We start from the raw sequence: 18,587 nt of genomic DNA, 5'->3' as shown, positions 1-18,587 counted from the left end.
GGTGGGCGGGCAAGGGCCCTGCAGCAAACGCGAAGAACTCGAGCGCGCGGTGCCCCACCAGATAGTTAGCTGGCGGCTTTATTGAAGAACAAAATCACCGCACCAGAAATTCTGCGGACTGTTTGATCGAAGCTCTGCGCACCGACCATCTCCACCAGTGCTTGCAGCCAAGCAGCAGACGGATGTCGCCAGGGCGCGACCACACCGACAGCCGTGTACCCGGTGTATCAGGACGACGAGGGCTGGCATCCACTCCGCGCCGCTTAGGTCAACACGTCCAGCAAGCTACCCAACATCTCGTCGGAGCGCCGCAGCGCGGTGGCGTTGGCCTGGAAATCGTTGCGTGCCGACAGACCCTCGACCAGATCGGTGGCCGGCGCCGATGGATCGGCGCCGGCATCGACGACGCTGGCGGCCACGCCGCCATTGGCCTGCGTGCTGGCGGCAACGGACTGCCGTGGGCTGCCGTCCACTGGCTGACGGGCCACATTGCTGGCGGCTACCTGCTGGCGCAGTGCGGCCACCTGCATTCCGGAACTGGCGATGCTGTTGATGCTCATGATGGCTCCAGTGCACAAACTATGAAAAAAAAGCGAGGACGCTCGTTGACTCACCAACCGGCGCAGCCGCCGATCACAATCGCGCTGCGCTGCTGTCGCGTTTACCGCACGCTAACCGCCGGGCGAGCCTTTCTTACGCGGATGGACCCAGCGAACAGCAACTGCGACCCACCTGCTCCACCCACATGTCCTACCTACCCATTGCGACAACGCCCGTCTTACGGCTGCACGGTCGCCTCGCCCGCTCAATACGTACCCACCCGCACACGCAACACCACGGGCACATTGCCGGCCGCATCCGCACGCCCGAAGTTGAGGCCGTAGTCGGTCTGGTCGCCGTTGAGCTGTTTTTCCACCTGCCAGCGCCCGTCGACATACCGCCCCTGCTCCACCCGCAACAGTTGTCCATGACGGGTATCGGCCGCGTCGCGGAAAAATTCAATACGTGCAGCCATACCCGTCACCAGAAATTCTTCCGGCCCCAGCTGGGCGACCAGCAACCGGCCTGCATGGTCGTCGTTGCCGGGCAGAATCGGCGGCGCATCGCCCCAGAGTGGCGCACCGAACGACACCTTGCCCTCCCACTCGCCGAAGCGCAGCGTGCGCTGCGGCGCGCCGGGCTGTTCGGCCACCGCCTGCAGCCGGCCGTCGAAGGCGGCCTGCGCCAGAATGCGCTGCATCGGCGCAAGCAGCTTGAAGTTGGCCGCGTGCGCAGCGATTGCGGCGCGATTGGCCTCGCTGTCGGGGTTGCCATCCATGCCGAACACCGAAAAACCGATCCCGCCCTGCCCCAGTACATGGAACAGATAGGGCGCGGTGGCCGCTTCGAAGCCGGTTTCCGACACCCAGGCCGGGTTGTCGGGCCGCGCGTACTGGCCGATGACCTTGGTGTATTCGTTGTAATCGTTGGTGTAGATGTCGGTGCCGATGAAGTCGATCGACGGCGTGGCCGCGCGCCATAGCGCGAACATGTTCACCGTGGCACCGCCGGAGGGATAGTCCATGCCCGGATAGCGCTTGCCCTTGTAGCGCAGCCAGGTGTTGACGTAGAGCGGCAGCGGGTACGCACGCTTGCCGGCTGCGGCCACCTGCTCGATGTAGGCGGCGGTGGCATGCGCGTTGAATGCTTCGGCCGCTTCGGCGCCGAACAGTTGCTGCCAGCTGCCCTGCGGCTTGCCCAGTGCACGCGCAATCTCGGCCGGCACCGGTTGTGCGAAGGCGGCCTCGCCGGCCGGGCCATGGTCGCGCACGGTGCCGATCGCACCGGGCTCGTTTTCCACCTGCGCCAGGATCACCGTGTGGCGGTCGCCATCCACCTTGCGCAGGTGCTGCATCAGTGCAGTGAACGCACGCGCATCGGCCTGCACGTTGGCCGCCACATGGGGCGACAGCACATCCACCGGCTCGCCATTGGCATCGCGCATGCGCGGATACGTTGTCTCGTCGCGCTTGATCCACTCGGGCACGTAATGCATCTGGCCGTTCTTCCAGCTGCCGAACCACAGCAAGGCCACGCGCAGGCCACGCTTGCGCGCGCCGGCAATCAGTGCGTCGACGTTGGTGGTATCGAAGCGGCCCTGCGTCGGCTCGAACTGCTCCCAATACACCGGCGCTTCCACGGTGTTGGCATGCAGCGCGACCACCTCGTCCAGCGCCTTGGGCAAGACGGCCGGCCATGCGCTGGAGTTATGCAGTTGCGCGGCCAGGACCGTATAGGGCGCACCATCGACGAAGACCGCATGCCGCCCGTTCTGGGTGACAAAGCGCGGCAGCTCTGCTGCGCTGGCAAGCAGCGGCACACCGACTGCCAGCACCACCAGCAACCACACCAGACCGGTCACCCGGCCGCAGCGTTGTGCCGTGAATCGAGCAAACACACGCATCATTGCGCCTCCGATGACAGCGAATTCCAGTGTGGCGTAGGGTCGTTGCGCAGGTGGCGCACGAAGAAGTCGTACTGACGGCGTTGCACGTAGTCGATCGGCCCGCTGGAGCGGCCCACCGAATGCTCGCCACCGGGCACGTTGAGCAGATCGAACTGCTTGCCGGCCTTGATCAGCGCATCGACCACCTGCGCAGTGGAGGCCGGGTCGACATTGCTGTCCTGCTCGCCGACGATCAACAGCAGGTCGCCCTGCAGCTTGCTGGCGTTGACCACGCCGGATGCCTGCGCGTAGCTCGCATCCACCGGCCAGCCCATCCACTGCTCGTTCCAGCTGATCTTGTCCATGCGATTGTCGTAGCACCCGGCAAACGCCACGCCCACCTTGTAGAACTCCGGGTGGCGTTCGAGTGCACCCAGCGTGCTCTGCCCGCCGGCCGATGCGCCATAGATGCCGACCCGGCTGATGTCGTACGCAGGATCCTTCGCGGCCAGCGCGCGATGCCAGGCGATCCGGTCGGCAAAGCCGGAATCGCCCAGATTTTTCCACGCCACATCGTGAAACGCCTTGGAACGATTGGCGGTGCCCATGCCATCGATCATCACCACGATGAAACCCAGATCGGCCTGCGCCTGCATGCCGATCTGCTTGTCGCCGCCGGAGTGGTAGCCGAACGGCCAGAACGTCTTGGGCACGAAGGCGTCGTGCGGCCCGGCGTAGATGTTTTCGATCACCGGGTATGTTTTGTGCGGGTCGTAATCGCGCGGGCGCACCACCATGCCCCAGATATCGGTGCTGCCATCGCGGCCCTTGGCCACGAAGATCTCCGGCGCGCGCCAGCCGGCGGCCTGCAGCTTGCCGATATCGCCGCGCTCAACGGTGTGCAGCAGTTGCCCATCGATGGCGTGCAGCTCCATCACCGGCGGCAGATCCGGGCGCGAATACACATCCACGTAATGCCGGCCATCGTCGGCAATGGCCACATCGTGATCCGCTTCGGCGTGGGTGAGCCGGGTCAAGTGGCGGCCATCGAAATCCACGCGGTAGAGCTGCCGGTAGTACGGGTCCTTGCCGGCATCCATGCCGCTGGCGGCGAACCAGATGCGGCGCTGCGCATCGTCCACGCGCAGCACATCACGCACCACCCACTGCCCGCGGGTGATCTGGCGTTTGACCTTGCCGCTGCGGCCATCGAACAGGTACAGGTGCCGCCAACCGTCACGTTCCGAAATCCACAACACCTCATCGCCACGCCCATCCACGTCGTGGCGAAAGCTGCGGTCGGCATACACGAAGGTGCGCGCATCTTCGCCAACGGCCACATGCGCGCGTGCAGTGCGCGCATCCACCGCAATCACCCGCATGTGCTGAAACCCGCGCTGCACGTACTCGAAGCTCACACTGCGGCCATCGCTGCGCCATTGCAGCGGCGACAGCGAATATGGAGTGGCGAACAAGGCGTTATCCACCACGCGCCGGCTGCCATCCACGGACAGCAGCACCGGCCGTTCCACATCCACCGCATCGCCCGGCTTGGGATACAGCTGGGTGTGCACCACCGGCTGAAGGCGACCGGCCGGTGCGGCCTCCACACGGGTCACCCGGCGCGCAGTGCCCGGCCGTACCCGATACACCGCCAGCTGCTGCGAATCGGGCGACCAGGCAATGCTCTCCGGATCGAAATAGTCTTCCGCACGGCCATCGTCGGTGCGCTGGACCAGCTGGCCATCGGCCACCCGGCGCACGACCAGGTTCCAGCCATCGGCCAGCGCCTCCCACTGCCCGTCGGGCGAACGGCGTGGCGTGGTATCGGCGGCCACGTCCGGGTCGCGCACCACGCCAAAGGCGCGCGGCCGCTGTTGCCCCTGCGGCTGCCGGCCGGGATCGTCGGGCGCGCAGCGGTAGGTGGTCAAGGTACAGCGCCACGCAGCGTCCTCGATGGCGAACACGATCGCCCCGTCCTCACGCGCGCCTTGCTGCGCATACGCAAACCGCTCGAATGGCAGCATCGACGCCGCATAGGCAGTGCCGGTGGCTGCCTGCAGCGCCTGGGCCACGCGCGCCTGATCGAAGGCCGGTTGCTTGTGCAACGTGGCGACGTCCACGCGCATGAAGGCGAACCCGCCAGGCACCGTCTTGCGGTAATGGAAGGTGCCGTTGTCCTGCCAGTACGCCGGCCAGGCAACGTTCTCGGTCAGCGTGCTCCAGTGCGCGCGCAGGCCGAGCGAACGTTGGTAATCGGCCACGCTGGGTGCCGCATGCGCAGTGACGGCAAGCAACAGCAGGCAGGCGGCCATGGCGCGCGATGTCTGCGCCAGCCATGCGCAGCGCAAGGCATCACTCACCATCGTCGTCCTCCAATGCCAGTTCGTCGCTGCGCAAACCGCTGCGTGCGCCCCAGTGATAAATGAAGAACGCGATCACCGCCACGCTCAACGTATCGAACGGATGCGCGATCCAACCGTGTCCACCGAAGGTGCCGGCCCACGACACCAGCATTACCAGCACGAAGAACACGATCAGCCACAAGGACGCGCGTACCTGCCGCAACAGGCGGGTGCGGCCCTCGCGCGATGGCAGGCGATACAGCACGTACAGCGCAAATGCCAGCACCTGCAAGCCAAGCAGCCACGACAAGGTGGGCCATGTGGACCAGTACACGATCAACGCCGCCACCATGAACGACAGCGGCCCCAACACCGCCAGGCCGCGGACGAAAAACGGGCGCGGCAATTCCGGCGCGCTGCGGCGCAGGGCTGCCACCGTCACCGGCGCTACCGCGTAGCTCAGCACCAAGGCGGCCGACACCACGCCGATCAAGGTTTCCCATGAAGGGAACGGCAACGTCCAGAAGATCGACAAGCCCAGGCTCAACCACAGGGCCGGGCGCGGAATGCCCGACACCGGGTCCACCCGCGTCAGCACCGGCAGGAACCCGCCGCTACGTGCCCAGCCATACACCACCCGCGGGGTGGCATTCATGTAGATATTGCCGGTGCCGCTGGGCGACACCATGGCATCGCAGATCACCAATGCCGCCAGCCACGCCATGCCCAAGGCCAGTGCGATGTCGTGGTACGGCAGCGCGAAGGCCTTGTCGATGCCGGTCCATCCTTGCGCAAGCTGTGCGGCCGGAATGCTGCCCAGAAACGCCAGCTGCAGCAGCACGTAGATCACCGTGGACAGCGCCACCGATAGGATCAAGGCGATGGGAATATTGCGCTGCGGGTCGCGCACCTCGCTGGCCACCGACACGATCGGGGTCAACCCCAGATACGCGAAGATGATGCCGCCGGCGGAGATCGCCGCTTCCACCCCGGCCATACCCGAGGGTGCGAACCCGTGCACGCTCAGATTGCCGGCATTGAAGTGCTTCATCAGCAGCACGATCACCAGGATCGGCACCAGAAACTTGAAGATGCTGACGATGTTGTTGGCCAGCGCAAAGGTCTTGACGCTGAAGTAGTTGAGCAGGAAAAACAGCACCAGCAAGGCCAGCTGCACCAGCCAGCCCCAGATGCTGGGGTGCGTGCTGTTGGGCTGACTCAACCACGGAAACCACGCCGCTGCATATTGCCGCGCCGCCTCCACTTCAATCGCGATCAAACTGGAAAACGCGATGAGCGTGATAAAGCCGGTCAGCGAGCCGAGCAAGGCGCCATGCGAATACTCCGGGTAGCGCACCACCCCGCCGGCGCGCGGCAACGCCGCACCGAGTTCGCAATAGACCAGGCCCAGCAGCAAGACGGCGATGCCGCCAAGGATCCACGACACGATGCCGGCCGGCCCCGCAATCGAGGACACATGGCTGGCCGAAAACAACCACCCGGAACCGAAGATCGAACCCAGCCCGATAAAGGTCAGGTCGGTCAGGCTGAGCCGCTTGTGGAACTTGCCTTGCGTGGCCATGGTGCCCCCGTTGGAAAGGTTGTAGGCGATTCCTAACTACTACAGCTGTTCCTTCTCCCTCCGGGAGAAGGTGCCCCGACGGGGCGGATGAGGGTACGGGCGCAGCCTCGTGCCATTTCGACCCGCGCGGCTTCGCCCCGTACCCTCACCCCAACCCCTCTCCCAGAGGGAGAGGGGCTTGAACGACGCCCCCTTCTCCCTCCGGGAGAAGGTGCCCCGAAGGGGCGGATGAGGGTACGTGCGCAGCCTCATGCCATTTCGACCCTGCGCAGCTTCGCCAGTACCCTCACCCCACCCCCGCTCCGCGCCCCGGCCCGCGCCAGTGGCGCGCAAACTGTGCCTTCTCGCCCCGGGGGGAGAGGGGCTCGAACCATGCCCCCTTCTCCCTCCGGGAGAAGGTGCCCCGAAGGGGCGGATGAGGGTACGTGCGCAGCCTCATGCCATTTCGACCCTGCGCAGCTTCGCCAGTACCCTCACCCCAACCCCCGCTCCGCGCCCCGGCCCGCGCTTGTGGCGCGGGCGCTCCAAGGCACGCGCGCCAACGGCGCACAAACTGTGCCTTCTCGCCCCCGGGGAGAGAGGAGCTTCAGCATCGCTACTGCTTCGATACCTCCTGCGCCCAAGGCGACTTCCCACCCTCGGCGATGAAACGGTCGATGCGTTGCTCCAGCACCGGGAGCGGCACCGAGCCGGTTTCCAGGATCGCGTCGTGGAAGGCGCGGATGTCGAACGTCTCGCCGAGCGCGGCTTCGGCCTTGCGGCGTAGCTCCAGAATCTTCAATTCGCCCAGGTAGTACGACAGCGCCTGCCCCGGCCAGGCGATGTAGCGGTCCACCTCGGTGGTCACTTCGTGTTCGCTCAGTGCGGTGTTGTCGCGCAGGTACGCCTGCGCCTGTTCGCGCGTCCAGCCCTTGTGGTGGATGCCGGTATCTATCACCAGACGGCAGGCGCGCCACATCTGATAGGTGAGATAGCCGAAGCGGTCATAGGGCGTGTCGTACATGCCCATTTCCTGGCCAAGGTACTCCGAATACAGTGCCCAGCCTTCGCCGTAGGCGGAAATGAAACTGTAGCGGCGAAATTCCGGCAGCCCCTGCGCTTCTGCCGCCAGCGGCATCTGCAAGGCGTGGCCGGGCGAGGACTCATGCAAGGTCAGCGCGGTCAGGTTGTACAGCGGCCGCGACGGCAGGTTGTAGGTGTTGACCAGGTAGATGCCCGGCCCGCCACGGCCGCCGGTGTAGAACGGCGCCAACTCCGGCGGCACCGGTTCGATGGCGAAGCGGCGGCGCGGCAGCCGGCCGATGTAATCGCCCACCTTGGCATCCACACGCTTGGCAATCCATGCGGCCTGCTTGAGTAGCTCTTCCGGCGTCTTGGCATAGAACTGCGCATCCGTCCGCAGGAAATGCAGGAATGCCGGAAACACCACCTGCCCGGCCGGCGCTTTGAAGCCGCTGGCCGCGATGGTCTGGTCCATCTGCGTACGCAACTTGGCAACCTCGTCCAGACCGATCTGGTGGATCTGATCGGGGCTCAAGTCCAGCGTGGTGAACTCACGAATCTGCGCGCGGTAATACGCCTGCCCGTCCGGCAAGGCCTCGCCGGCCAGCGTGGTGCGCGCACGCGGCTGATAGTCGTTGCGGATGAAGTCCAGCAACCTGGCGTACGCCGGCAGCACCTGCGTATCGATGGTCTTGACCGCCTGCTGGCGCAGTTGCGCCTGCACCTCGGCCGGCAGCGTTGCCGGCATCTGCTTGAACGGTGCGTAGAACAGATTGGCCTGGCCCTTTGCCTGCGCCACGTCGGCGATGGATTGATCGCGTCCGGTCAGCGTCACCCTGGGCTGGCTGAAACCGCGCGCCAGCCCGGCGCGCATGTTGTCGGTGTGCTCGGCGAAATAGCGCGGGATATCGGCCAGCATCTTCAGATAGCGCTGATAGTCCTCGCGCGTGCGCAGCTTGGCCTCGGCGCTGAAGCCCAGGTCGCTCCAGAACGCCGAATCGCTGTTGAACGGCATTTCCCAGGCGCGAAAACGCTGCTGATCCAGCAGCACCAGCAACTGCTGGCGGTACACCTGGTAACTCACCTGATCTTCGGCCGACAACTGCGCCTGCGGGATGCCATCCAGTTCCTTCAACGCCTGTTGCCAGTACGCCGTGCGCTGGTCCTGCGTGGCCACATCCACCTTGGGCAGATGGTCGGATTGCTCCTGCGTGGCCTGGTTGTCTTCATCCACCGCGCCGGACAACTGTGCCTGCCGCCAGCGCCATTCGCGCGTGTACAGCGCTTTGAAGCGTGCCGCCGCGCTGTCTTGCGTGGTTGCTGCGGGTGCGGGGACTGCAGCCTGCGCCTGCACGGCGGCAGTGCCCAGACCGGATGCAAGCAACACGCTCAATGCGCTTGCGCGCCAGATGCGGCTGGTCTTCATCCGCGTGCCTCCGGCGCCGCCTTGGCCTGTGCAATCCACTGCCGCACGCGCTGCTGCAACAGTGCCAGCGGCATCGCGCCGCCGCCCAGCACCGCATCGTGGAAGGCGCGCACATCGAAACGATCGCCCAGCTCCTTTTCCGCTTCCGCGCGCAATGCCAGGATCTGCAGCTGGCCGAGTTTGTAGCCCAGCGCCTGGCCGGGCCACACGATGTAGCGATCGGTTTCGGACTGGATGCTGGGCTCGTCGTCGGACGGGTGCGCGTGGAAGAAGTCCACCATCTGCTGGCGATTCCAGTGCTTGTAGTGCACACCGGTGTCGAGCACCAGCCGGTTGGCGCGCAGCAACTCGCCAGACAGGCGGCCGTAGTCGTTGTACGGGTCCTTGAAGAAACCGATCTCCTTGCCCAGCCGCTCGGCATACAGCGCCCAGCCTTCGATGTAGGCGTTGTAGCCGGCCTGCTGGCGGAACGGCGGCAGGGGCAGCGTCTGCGCAAGCGAGATCTGCAGGTGATGCCCGGGCACGCCTTCGTGATAGGCGGTGGTTTCGATATTGATCAGCGTGCGGCTGGCGAAGTCGCTGGTGTTGACCTTCACGATCGCCGGCTTGGTGCCTTCCGGATTGCTTTGCCAGTACTCGGCACCGGGTGCGCTGCGGCGGAACGCCGGCATCGCCTGCACCTCCAGCGGGGTCTTGGGCAGATGGCCGAACAGCTTGGGCAGTTCCGGTTCCATCGCCGCGATGTACTGCCGGTACTGCTGCAAAATCTGTTGGCCGGAGCTGGCGAAGTGGCGCTTGTCGGTCTCCACCGCCTTGCGGAAGCTGGCCAGATCGGCAAAGCCCTGCGCCTTGGCGATCACCGTCATCTCGCCTTCGATGCGCGCCACTTCCTTCAGGCCGATCTGGTGGATCTCCTCCGGCGCCATGTCGGTGGTGGTCTGGGTGTGAACGGCGTAGCGGTAACGGCGCTCGCCATCGGGCAGCGACCACACGCCTTCTTGCGCGCGCCCTTGCGCGGCGTATTCGTCGCGCACGAACGCAGCCAATTTGCCGTAGGCCGGGCGCACCTGTTGATCGATCGCGGCGAGCACCTGTTGACGCAGCGCGTCGCGTTGATCGGCCGGCACCGCCGCATCGAGCTTTTTCAGCGGCGAGGCGAACGGGCTCTGCTCGCCGGTCAACGCGGCAATCTTGTCGATCTGCTCGGGCAGGCGCTCCAACAGATAGCGCGGCTGGGTGAGGCCATCGGTCGCGCCCTGGCGCGACACCGCGATGACTTGTTCGATCACCGTCGGAATTGTCTGCAGGCGCTTGATGTAATCCCGGTAATCCTTGGCGTTTTCGAACGGAAACGCATCGCCATACCCGGCCAGCGCCAACTGCACGCCGCCGATGGGCTCCAGCGGCATCGTGTAGGTCTTGAGGTCGATGCCTTCCAGCTTGTCGCGCAATTGGCCCAGCATCATCTGCAGGCTGAGCTGGCGTTGCGCGTCCAGCACCTTGGCATCCACTGCTTCGAACTGCGTGAGCAGGTCCGCGGTTGCGGCGCGCTCGGCCTGCACCGCTTCCAGCGAATAATCGCTCCAGCGGTCGTTGTAGCGTTTGTCGCCGATGATGCTGGCGAACTCCGGGTTGTGCTGCAGCTGGTATTGCCATTGTTTGTCCAGCAGCGCATCGAAGGCCTTGGCTGCTTGTTCGCTGGTTGGCGCGGAAGTGGCCGCAGCCGCCGTTTCCGATGCCGGCGGTGCTGGCTTGCAGGCAGTAAACAATGCGGCGGCAAGCAGGCCGATGGCGACAGGACGCAGGTGGTTCATGCATTCACTCCAAGATGCGATGGCGGCCGCAGGAGCGCGCTTGCGCGCGATGGGCGTTACCGATAACGCCATTCGCGCGCAAGCGCGCTGCTACGGGTACGTGAATCCGGGCCGGCTCACGCAAACGGTTGATCGATTGCCAGCGACGGCGGCGTAAACCACTGCGCGCCCGCCTCGGTGACATAAAAATGGTCTTCAAGCCGCACGCCGAACTCACCGGGCACCACGATCATCGGCTCGTTGCTGGCGCACATGCCCGGCTGCAGCGGCTGCGCATTGCCGCGCACCAGATACGGCGCCTCGTGAATCGCCAGACCGCAACCGTGGCCGGTGCGATGCGGCAGGCCGGGCAAGCGATAGTCCGGGCCCAGCCCTGCGGCTTCCAGCACCGTGCGCGCGGCCTGGTCCACCGCTTCACAGGCCACGCCCGGGCGGATCGCCGCAAATGCCGCTGCCTGCGCGGCCTGCTCCAGGTCCCAGATGCGCTGCTGCGCAACGTTGGGCGTGCCATAGATCCAGGTGCGGGTGATGTCGGAATGGTAGCCCTGCACGGTGCAGCCGGTGTCGATCAGCACCAGCTCGCCTTCGCGCAGGTGCTGCACGCCGGGGATGCCATGCGGAAATGCAGTGGCGTGGCCGTATTGCACGATGCAGAAGGTCGACCCGTTGTCCGCGCCCAGCGCGCGATGCGCCTCGTCGATGAAGCGCACCAGTTGATCGGTCCCGATGCCCTCGTGCGCAATGCCGGCGGCCAGCCGCTGCACCAGCAGGGTCATGTCGCAGGCCTGCTGCATCAACGCCAGCTCGGCAGGCGACTTGCACATGCGGCAGCCGTCGATGATCGCCCCCGCATCGCGGATCGCCGCACCCAGATGCGTGCACAGACCGGTGTGCACGGCGAAGGCAATGCCCGGGTCCAGCGCCAGCGCATGTGCGTGGCGCTCGTCCATGGCATGTGCCACCAGCGCATACGGGTCGTCGTGTTCTTCCCACAGGTACTTGGCCACCGGGATCTTCAGCACCGCGTCCAGCGAGCCTTCTTCGAACGCAGGACACAGCAGCACCGGGTCGCCATTCAAGGTCAGCAGCAACGCCACCAGGCGCTCGCTCGCGCCCCACGGCACGCCGGTGAAATAGCGCAGCGAGGTGCCGGCGCCGATCAACAGCGCATCCACGCCCTGGCTGCGCATCAGGCTGCGCGCGCGTTCGATGCGCCGCTCGTATTCGTCCGCGGCGATCGGCGCGGCGCGTTGCGTCCACGGCGCCAGCTGCGCGCGCGCCTGCTCCAGCGACAGCCCGCCGATCTGTGCGCTCATGCACCGGCTCCCAGATCGGCCGTGCTCCATTGCCCATCGACCAGCCGCGCCACCCCGCCCGGATTGCGCTGGCGCAATTCCGCAGGCAGCAGTGCATCGGGCACCGCGTCATAACTGTGCAGGGCCGCAAAACGGCCGATTGCACCGGGCATGCCCACGGCGGTGAAGCCCGGGTGCCCGGTGCTCGGGAACGGCCCGCCATGGTTCTGCGCCGCGCTCACTGCCACGCCGGTCGGCATCTTGCTGTTGATCAACCGCCCCACCCGCGCGCGCAACACCGGCGCGATGGCCTGCCAGGCCGCATCGTCGCTGCCGTCGCCGGCGCGATACAGCGTGCCGGTGAGATTGCCTTCGAACGCGGCCGCCACCTGCGTCATCTGCGCTGCATCGGCCGCGCGCACCAGCAGGCTCACCGGGCCGAACGCTTCGGCCTGCAGTGCCTGCGGGTTGGCGATGAACGTCTTTGCATCCACGCTCAACAAGGTCGGCGCGTAGCGGTAGCCATCCTCGCCGGTGTGCCCGCCTGCCAGTACGCTGGCGCAGGCAGCGCGCAGGCTGGCCACCCCGCGTTGCACACTGTCCACACCGGCCGCCGAGAACAGCACCATCGGCATGGCCGCTTCGAAATGGGCCTTGGTGGCCGCAACAAACGCATCGCCGGCCGCACCGTGCGGCACTACCACCACACCGGGATTGGTGCAGAACTGCCCGCTGCCCAGCGTGCAGGACGCGAAGAACTCCTGCGCCAGCGCATCGCCGCGTTCGGCCAGCGCGCCGGGCAACAGGAACACCGGGTTGACGCTGGACAGCTCGGCGTAGAACAACACGCCTGCTGCGTCGGCCGCCGCTTTCAGCGCCAGCCCACCGGCACGGCTGCCGGTAAAACCAATCGCGCCCAGCCGCGCATCGCCGGCCAGCCGCACGCCGATGGCGTTGTCGAAGTGATACAGCAGCTGCACGGCCGCCGCCGGCAGACCGGCCGCAACCAGCGCCTGATGCGCCAGCTGCGCCATGCGCTGGCTGGTGGCCGGATGCAACGGATGCGCCTTGGCGATAACCGGATTGCGCGCGGCGATCGCGCTGGCGAAATCGCTGCCGGCAATCGCGTTGAACGCAAACGGGAAATTGTTCGGGCCGAACACCAGCACCGGCTTGCCCAATGGCGCCAGGTGCGAACGCAGATCGGCCGCGCGATCGATGACGGGATGGGTCCAGCTGTACGTGCGCACCGCCTGCGCGGCCTGGCGCAGCTGCCCGCTGGTGCGCGGCAGTTCGTTGCCACGCAAGCGTGTGGGCGCGGGCAGTGCGGTTTCGGCATGCGCCAAGGCGACCAGGGTGTCGGCATCGGCATCCAGTGCGTCGGCATAGGCGTCCAGGAAGGCGGCGATGCGCTCCACCGGTGCGGCCGCCAGTTCCGCTGCCACCGCCTGCGCGGCGGCGACGGCGGCTTCCACATCGTCCGCGCCACTGATCGGAAACTGCGGACCGATCGGCTCGCCGGTGTTCGGGTCGGCAGCGCGGAAGCTGCCGGCCGCATTGCGGCTGGGTTGCCATTGGCCTGCCAGCAGCACCTCGGCGGCGGTCGTGGGAATGGAGTGGTTCGTGTCGTTCATTGCGGCACCTTCGATAACAGGAATGCAGGGCCTGCGCACTGTGCGCCGGCGGCCGACCAGAAAAGCGATTAAGCGATGAGGATGCAGCACTGCATGCCGCATGCGCAGGCACGGCGCGTGGGGAGAATCCGCATGCGCCGCACGCTGTGCGTACTTGCAGGCGCAGCGTGCGATGGCAGTGCACCATCAGGAAAACTGAGAGCGTCTAACAAGACGTAGCGAGCGGTCGTCGGATGGGTGCGGGCGGCGCGTTCAGAGCCGGAGTGTACGAGTGGTACATGCCGATTCCGAGCAACGACCACGCCCGCCTGGCGGCCGCGCGGTCGTGTTGCTAGCTGTTCTTCGGCGCCGTGGCAATGGCATGCTCGATCACCTTCAACGCGGCATCGCGTTCGGCGCCGGCCACCACCAGCCGCGGCGCACGTACCTGCTCGCTGCCCATGCCCACCTTTGCCTGCACCAGCTTGATCAGCTGCACGAAGGTGGGCACGGTGTCCAGGCGCAGCAGCGGCAGGAACCAGTGGTACAACTCCTTTGCCGCCGGGTAACCGCCGTCGCGGGCGAGCTCGAACAGGCGCACCGATTCTTTCGGATACGCATTGACCAGGCCGGCGATCCAGCCCTTGGCGCCCATGCTCACGCCTTCGACGATGGCATCGTCCATGCCCACCAGCAGCGCCAGACGATCGCCCAGCAGCTCCTGCAGCGCGGCGAAGCGGCGCACGTCGCCGGAGGACTCCTTCACTGCCTGCAGGTTGGGGAATTCGGCGGCCAGCTCGGCAATCTGCGCCGGGCCGAAATCGGTCTTGTAGGCGACCGGGTTGTTGTACAGGATCACCGGCAGGTCGGTTGCGCCGATCACCGCGCGCACATGTGCGCCCATCTCGCGCCAGTCGGTGGAGTACACGTACGGCGGCAGCACCATCAGGCCGCCGCAGCCGATCTCCTTGGCCGCCTTGGCCAGCGCCACCGCTTCGCCGGTTGCCAGGCTGGCGATGCCCGGCACCACCGGCACGCGGCCGTTCAAGGCGGTGACCAGTGTGCGCAGGATCGCCAGCTTGTCGTCCACGCTCAAGGTCGCGGCCTCGCCCAACGAACCCAGCGGCACGATCGCGGTGCAACCGGCATCCACCAGCTGGTTGGCATGCTTGCCGAGAAAGTCGTGGTCGATATCGCCATTGGCGGTGAACGGGGTGGTGATGGCCGGCAACACGCCGTGCCAGAACGCAGCAATGCTCATGGGTGATTCCCTTGCGAGTCGGAAGTGAACGAGTCGGCCAGCGCCGCGAGGCGGACCGGGAACAACGGCGGCCGGCGGCCGGCGTCGGTGGAAAGCTCGGGCGGGCAACGGCCCAGTTCGGCCAGCGCGGTGCCGCAGACGCGGCCCTGGCAGGCGCCCATGCCGCAGCGCGAGGCCAGCTTGGCGTCGCGTGCATCGGTGAAGTTGTCCAACGCACCCAGCGGCACGTCTTCGCAACGGCAGATCAGCGTGTCTGGTTGCGCCAGCGCGCGGATGCGCGGGTCCAGCGCGAACTGCTGCTGCAACAGATCGGCAAATGCACGCGCTGCGCGCCGCCGTGGTTGCAGGCGCAACGCGCCCTCCGGCGCATCGGCGGCCATGTGCCCGGCCATCGCGCCTTCAATCAAGGCGCAATCGCGCCCGCCGATGCCGCAGGCTTCGCCGGCGGCAAAGATCTGGGTGACGCTGGTGCGCAGCAGCGCATCCACCTGCACCTGTTGGTGCGCCCCATACGCCTGCAGCTGGCAGCCCAGCAATTGCGCCAGCTCGGTATTGGGCACCAGGCCGTAGCCCACCGCCAATTGATCGCACGCAATGCGCGTGCGGCCGCCGGGCCCTTCAAGCTCGACTTCGCGTAGCTGCGTATCGCCATCTGCGGCGTTCACGACGCTGCCGGCGCGATACGCCACTGCGTGCAGCTGCAGGCGCAACGCGGCAGCCTGCGCGGCCTTGCCCGGCCAGCGCCACAACTGCAGCGCGAACTGGCGCAGCGCCGCTGCCGAAGCCTGTTCGTGGATGCCCAGCACCTGCGCGCCATGCCGTTGCAAGGTGGCCGCACTGGCCAGCAACAACGGGCCACTGCCGGCCACCAGCACGCGCTTGCCGGCCAGCGGCCAGCCCTGTTTGGCCAGCGCCTGGGCGGCGCCGGCACCGGTCACGCCGGGCAAGGTCCAGCCCGGAAACGGCAGCAGCAATTCGCGCGCACCGGTGGCCAGCACCAGGGCGGCGTAATGCAGTTGCAGCGTGCCATCCGGGCCATCGGCCAACAACCAGCCCGGTTGCGCCAGCAGAACCTGCGTGCGCGTCAGCAGCGTGATCGCCGCATCGCCCTGCACCTGTTGCAGCAGCGCGCGCGCAGCGGCCGGCGCACCGTGCTGCACATCGCTGCGCCACACCTGCCCACCCGCACGCGGCTGCATGTCCACCATGCCCACGCGCACACCGTGACTGGCCGCCGCCTGCGCTGCGGCCAACCCGGCCGGGCCGGCGCCGATCACCAACACATCGAAATGCAGCACGCGCTCAGCCATCGCTGCGCACCTGCATGCCATCGCGTGCGTCCACCAGACACGCGCGTTGCTGGCCGATGCCATCGATCCGCACGCGGCATTCGAAACACACGCCCATGCCGCATAACGGCGCGCGCGGTTGCCCGCTGCTCGATTGCCGGAACTGCAGCGTGGCCTGCGCCACCGCGGCCGCCACGCTGGCACCGGCCGGCACCTCGACCAGCTGCGCATCCACGTGCAGCCGCACTGTCGCGCTCATACGGCCGCGCCCTGCACGGCACGCGCCGGTGCGTACGGCGCCGGGTCGATGGCCGGCGTGCGCCCGAGCAGGCTGTCCACGATCACCCGTGCGCTCCCCAGCGCCGTGGTGACGCCCAGCCCCTCGTGACCGGCAGCCACCCACACATCGCGGCGGCCGGGCACCGGCCCAAGATACGGCCGCCCGTCCGGCGTGGCCGGACGCAACCCGGTCCATACGCGAATTGCCTGCAACTCGCGCAGCACCGGCAGATAGGCAAAGGCGCGCTGCAACATCTGCTGCAGCACCGGCATCGACAACGCGCGATCGTGCTCGCCGAACTGGCGCGAGGAGCCGATCAATATCTGGCCGGTCGGCCGCGGCTGCACATTGAAGGCCACGCTGGTGTCGTCGGCGCCGTGCGCCGAATCCGCATAACCGAGCTCCAGCAGCTGATGCCGGATCAACCCCGGGTGGCGGTCGGTGATCACCAGGTGGCCCTTGCGCGGGCGCAACGCCAGCTCGGGCAGCAACTGCGGCAAGGCCACACCGCTGGCCACCAGCACCGGCCCGGAAAGCATCTGGCCATCGTCCAGACGCACTGCATGCTCCTCCAACTGCGCAACGCGGCGGCCGGCAAACACCTGCGCGCCGGCCTTGCAGGCCAGGCTCACCAGATGCCGTGCCACCCGCGGCGGATACACCACCGCTTCAGCGGGCACGCGCATGCCGCCTGCCAGGCCTGGCACCAGCTGCGGCTCCAGCGCATACAACTGCGCCGCATCGATCGCTTCTGCCTGCAGGTCGGCAGCGGCCAGGCGCGTGATCTTGGCCGGCACCGCCGCCAGTTCGCGCGCATCGCGGGCCACCCACAGCGTGCCGCAACGGCTGAATTCGGCTTCGCTCAGCGTGGCGAAGCGCTCCCACAGGCGCAGCGAATACGCCGACAACGCCAGCTCGGCCGGATCGTCGTCCATCGCCACCAGGTGCCCCATTGCCGCTGCGGTGGAGCCGCCGCCGATCGGTCCCGGTTCGACGATCGCCACCCGCAGCCCCTCGCCCGCTGCAGCCTCGGCGCAGGCGGCGCCCACGATGCCGGCACCGACCACGATCAGGTCGTAACTGCGCTGCGTGGAAGCGGCAGGCGGTGCAGAGCCGGATTCGGATCCGGCAACGGAACCCGGCACAGGCGCAGAGGTCATCGCGGGCGATGGCGACGCGGGCAGCGCAGCAGACGTGCCGGGGATGGGATCAGGCAACAGATCGGCCGACGCCACGGCCGACGCAACCACCGGCGCGGGCCGCACGGCCGCCATCAGGCCACGATGCCCCAGGCGAACGGGTCGGCCGGGTCGATCAGCAATTGCGCGCGCGCAGTGATGTACGCCTGCCCGCTGATGCGCGGCGCAATACCGCGCCCGCTCAGACGATAACTGCCTTCGAACGCACTACCCAGGATGCCTTGCTGCACCCAGCGCTCGCCCTCGGCCAGCTTGCCGTCGGCGGCCAGGCACGCCAGCTTGGCGCTGGTGCCGGTACCGCACGGCGAGCGGTCGTAGGCCAAGCCCGGGCACAGCACGAAATTGCGTGCCACGCCGCTGCCGTCGGGCGCGGCGCCGTTGACTTCGATATGGTCGATCTCGCCACCGCCCTCGCCCGTGATCCCGGCCGCTTGCAGGGCCAGCCGGATCGCTTCGGTGTAGCCGGTCAGCTCGCGCTGATGCGCCAGGTCCAGCACACACGGCGCCTGCTCGGTGATGAAAAACCAGTTGCCGCCCCAGGCCACATCGCCGCGCACCGTGCCATACCCCGGCACGTCCACCACCACATCGGTGGCCGCACGATAACTTTCCACGTTGTCTACCCACACCGTGCCATCGTCGGCCAGCTCTACCCCCACCGTACCCACCGGCGTCTCGATGCGGTGCTGGCCCGGCGCAATGCGCCCCAGTTCGGCCAGCGTGCGCACCACACCAATCGTGCCGTGCCCGCACATGCCCAGGTAGCCCACGTTGTTGAAAAAGATCACCCCGGTGCAGGCGCTCGGGTCGCGCGGCGGCAGCAACAACGCGCCCACCATGGTGTCCGACCCACGCGGCTCGCAGGCGATGGCGCTGCGCCAGTGGTCGAACTCGCGGCCGAAGCGTTCGCGGCACTGCGCCAGGTCGCCATCGCCCAGATCGGGAAAGCCGGAGAGGACCACGCGGGTAGGTTCGCCGGCCGTGTGGGAGTCGATGACGTCGATGGTGTGCATGGCTCATGCTCCCACTGCCGGCCCGCGCACGACTAGCGTGCAA

Annotated in this window: 13 protein-coding genes and 1 other RNA gene; all 14 read right to left on the bottom strand. The window is 67.1% G+C overall.

Annotated elements, in window-relative coordinates; all coding sequences use genetic code 11:
* Positions 1-263: 263 nt before the first annotated feature.
* Complete coding sequence (locus A7D16_RS04880) at positions 264-560, bottom strand: flagellar basal body rod protein FlgC (protein ID WP_064630338.1); 297 nt, start codon at positions 558-560, stop codon at positions 264-266.
* Between the two features lie 245 nt (positions 561-805).
* Positions 806-2,443, bottom strand: coding sequence for a DUF5597 domain-containing protein (locus A7D16_RS04875; RefSeq protein ID WP_082925734.1), 1,638 nt, complete (start codon positions 2,441-2,443; stop codon positions 806-808).
* Positions 2,443-4,791, bottom strand: a complete 2,349-nt coding sequence (locus A7D16_RS04870) for a S9 family peptidase (protein WP_064630335.1) — start codon at positions 4,789-4,791, stop codon at positions 2,443-2,445. Before A7D16_RS04870 ends, A7D16_RS04875 begins: the two co-directional genes overlap by 1 nt.
* Positions 4,781-6,352, bottom strand: coding sequence for an APC family permease (locus tag A7D16_RS04865; protein ID WP_064630380.1), 1,572 nt, complete (start codon positions 6,350-6,352; stop codon positions 4,781-4,783). The genes A7D16_RS04870 and A7D16_RS04865 overlap by 11 nt, the downstream gene beginning before the upstream one ends.
* A gap of 595 nt (positions 6,353-6,947) precedes the next feature.
* On the bottom strand, positions 6,948-8,780 hold the full coding sequence (locus tag A7D16_RS04860; protein ID WP_064630332.1) for a DUF885 domain-containing protein: 1,833 nt from the start codon (positions 8,778-8,780) through the stop codon (positions 6,948-6,950).
* On the bottom strand, positions 8,777-10,594 hold the full coding sequence (locus tag A7D16_RS04855) for a DUF885 domain-containing protein (protein ID WP_064630330.1): 1,818 nt from the start codon (positions 10,592-10,594) through the stop codon (positions 8,777-8,779). The genes A7D16_RS04860 and A7D16_RS04855 overlap by 4 nt, the downstream gene beginning before the upstream one ends.
* A gap of 116 nt (positions 10,595-10,710) precedes the next feature.
* A complete protein-coding gene (locus A7D16_RS04850) occupies positions 10,711-11,910 on the bottom strand; it encodes a M24 family metallopeptidase (protein WP_064630328.1) in 1,200 nt (399 codons plus the stop codon).
* The gene (locus A7D16_RS04845) at positions 11,907-13,523 is read right to left on the bottom strand and encodes an aldehyde dehydrogenase family protein (RefSeq protein ID WP_064630326.1); all 1,617 of its coding nucleotides are present in this window, start codon (positions 13,521-13,523) and stop codon (positions 11,907-11,909) included. Before A7D16_RS04845 ends, A7D16_RS04850 begins: the two co-directional genes overlap by 4 nt.
* Positions 13,524-13,726: 203 nt before the next feature.
* Positions 13,727-13,803: non-coding RNA, sX9 sRNA (locus tag A7D16_RS04840), on the bottom strand.
* Between the two features lie 51 nt (positions 13,804-13,854).
* On the bottom strand, positions 13,855-14,763 hold the full coding sequence (locus A7D16_RS04835; protein WP_064630323.1) for a dihydrodipicolinate synthase family protein: 909 nt from the start codon (positions 14,761-14,763) through the stop codon (positions 13,855-13,857).
* Entirely contained in the window at positions 14,760-16,073 is a 1,314-nt protein-coding gene (locus tag A7D16_RS04830; RefSeq protein ID WP_193395440.1) for an NAD(P)/FAD-dependent oxidoreductase, read from the bottom strand. Before A7D16_RS04830 ends, A7D16_RS04835 begins: the two co-directional genes overlap by 4 nt.
* Positions 16,066-16,311 (bottom strand): 2Fe-2S iron-sulfur cluster-binding protein, encoded by a 246-nt coding sequence (locus A7D16_RS04825; protein ID WP_064630318.1) that lies wholly within the window; start codon positions 16,309-16,311, stop codon positions 16,066-16,068. Before A7D16_RS04825 ends, A7D16_RS04830 begins: the two co-directional genes overlap by 8 nt.
* Entirely contained in the window at positions 16,308-17,606 is a 1,299-nt protein-coding gene (locus tag A7D16_RS04820; protein WP_064630316.1) for an NAD(P)/FAD-dependent oxidoreductase, read from the bottom strand. Before A7D16_RS04820 ends, A7D16_RS04825 begins: the two co-directional genes overlap by 4 nt.
* Entirely contained in the window at positions 17,606-18,544 is a 939-nt protein-coding gene (locus A7D16_RS04815; protein ID WP_064630314.1) for a proline racemase family protein, read from the bottom strand. Before A7D16_RS04815 ends, A7D16_RS04820 begins: the two co-directional genes overlap by 1 nt.
* Positions 18,545-18,587: the final 43 nt, after the last annotated feature.

The organism is Xanthomonas nasturtii, from assembly GCF_001660815.1.
Classification (GTDB): domain Bacteria; phylum Pseudomonadota; class Gammaproteobacteria; order Xanthomonadales; family Xanthomonadaceae; genus Xanthomonas; species Xanthomonas nasturtii.
This window is presented reverse-complemented; position numbering and strand designations above follow the sequence as displayed.

What these genes read in the sequence shown, in the direction of transcription:
- A7D16_RS04880 (WP_064630338.1), bottom strand. Translation starts at nt 560, where the DNA reads ATGAGCATCAACAGCATCGCCAGTTCCGGAATGCAGGTGGCCGCACTG.
- A7D16_RS04875 (WP_082925734.1), bottom strand. Translation starts at nt 2,443, where the DNA reads ATGCGTGTGTTTGCTCGATTCACGGCACAACGCTGCGGCCGGGTGACC.
- A7D16_RS04870 (WP_064630335.1), bottom strand. Translation starts at nt 4,791, where the DNA reads ATGGTGAGTGATGCCTTGCGCTGCGCATGGCTGGCGCAGACATCGCGC.
- A7D16_RS04865 (WP_064630380.1), bottom strand. Translation starts at nt 6,352, where the DNA reads ATGGCCACGCAAGGCAAGTTCCACAAGCGGCTCAGCCTGACCGACCTG.
- A7D16_RS04860 (WP_064630332.1), bottom strand. Translation starts at nt 8,780, where the DNA reads ATGAAGACCAGCCGCATCTGGCGCGCAAGCGCATTGAGCGTGTTGCTT.
- A7D16_RS04855 (WP_064630330.1), bottom strand. Translation starts at nt 10,594, where the DNA reads ATGAACCACCTGCGTCCTGTCGCCATCGGCCTGCTTGCCGCCGCATTG.
- A7D16_RS04850 (WP_064630328.1), bottom strand. Translation starts at nt 11,910, where the DNA reads ATGAGCGCACAGATCGGCGGGCTGTCGCTGGAGCAGGCGCGCGCGCAG.
- A7D16_RS04845 (WP_064630326.1), bottom strand. Translation starts at nt 13,523, where the DNA reads ATGAACGACACGAACCACTCCATTCCCACGACCGCCGCCGAGGTGCTG.
- A7D16_RS04835 (WP_064630323.1), bottom strand. Translation starts at nt 14,763, where the DNA reads ATGAGCATTGCTGCGTTCTGGCACGGCGTGTTGCCGGCCATCACCACC.
- A7D16_RS04830 (WP_193395440.1), bottom strand. Translation starts at nt 16,073, where the DNA reads ATGGCTGAGCGCGTGCTGCATTTCGATGTGTTGGTGATCGGCGCCGGC.
- A7D16_RS04825 (WP_064630318.1), bottom strand. Translation starts at nt 16,311, where the DNA reads ATGAGCGCGACAGTGCGGCTGCACGTGGATGCGCAGCTGGTCGAGGTG.
- A7D16_RS04820 (WP_064630316.1), bottom strand. Translation starts at nt 17,606, where the DNA reads ATGGCGGCCGTGCGGCCCGCGCCGGTGGTTGCGTCGGCCGTGGCGTCG.
- A7D16_RS04815 (WP_064630314.1), bottom strand. Translation starts at nt 18,544, where the DNA reads ATGCACACCATCGACGTCATCGACTCCCACACGGCCGGCGAACCTACC.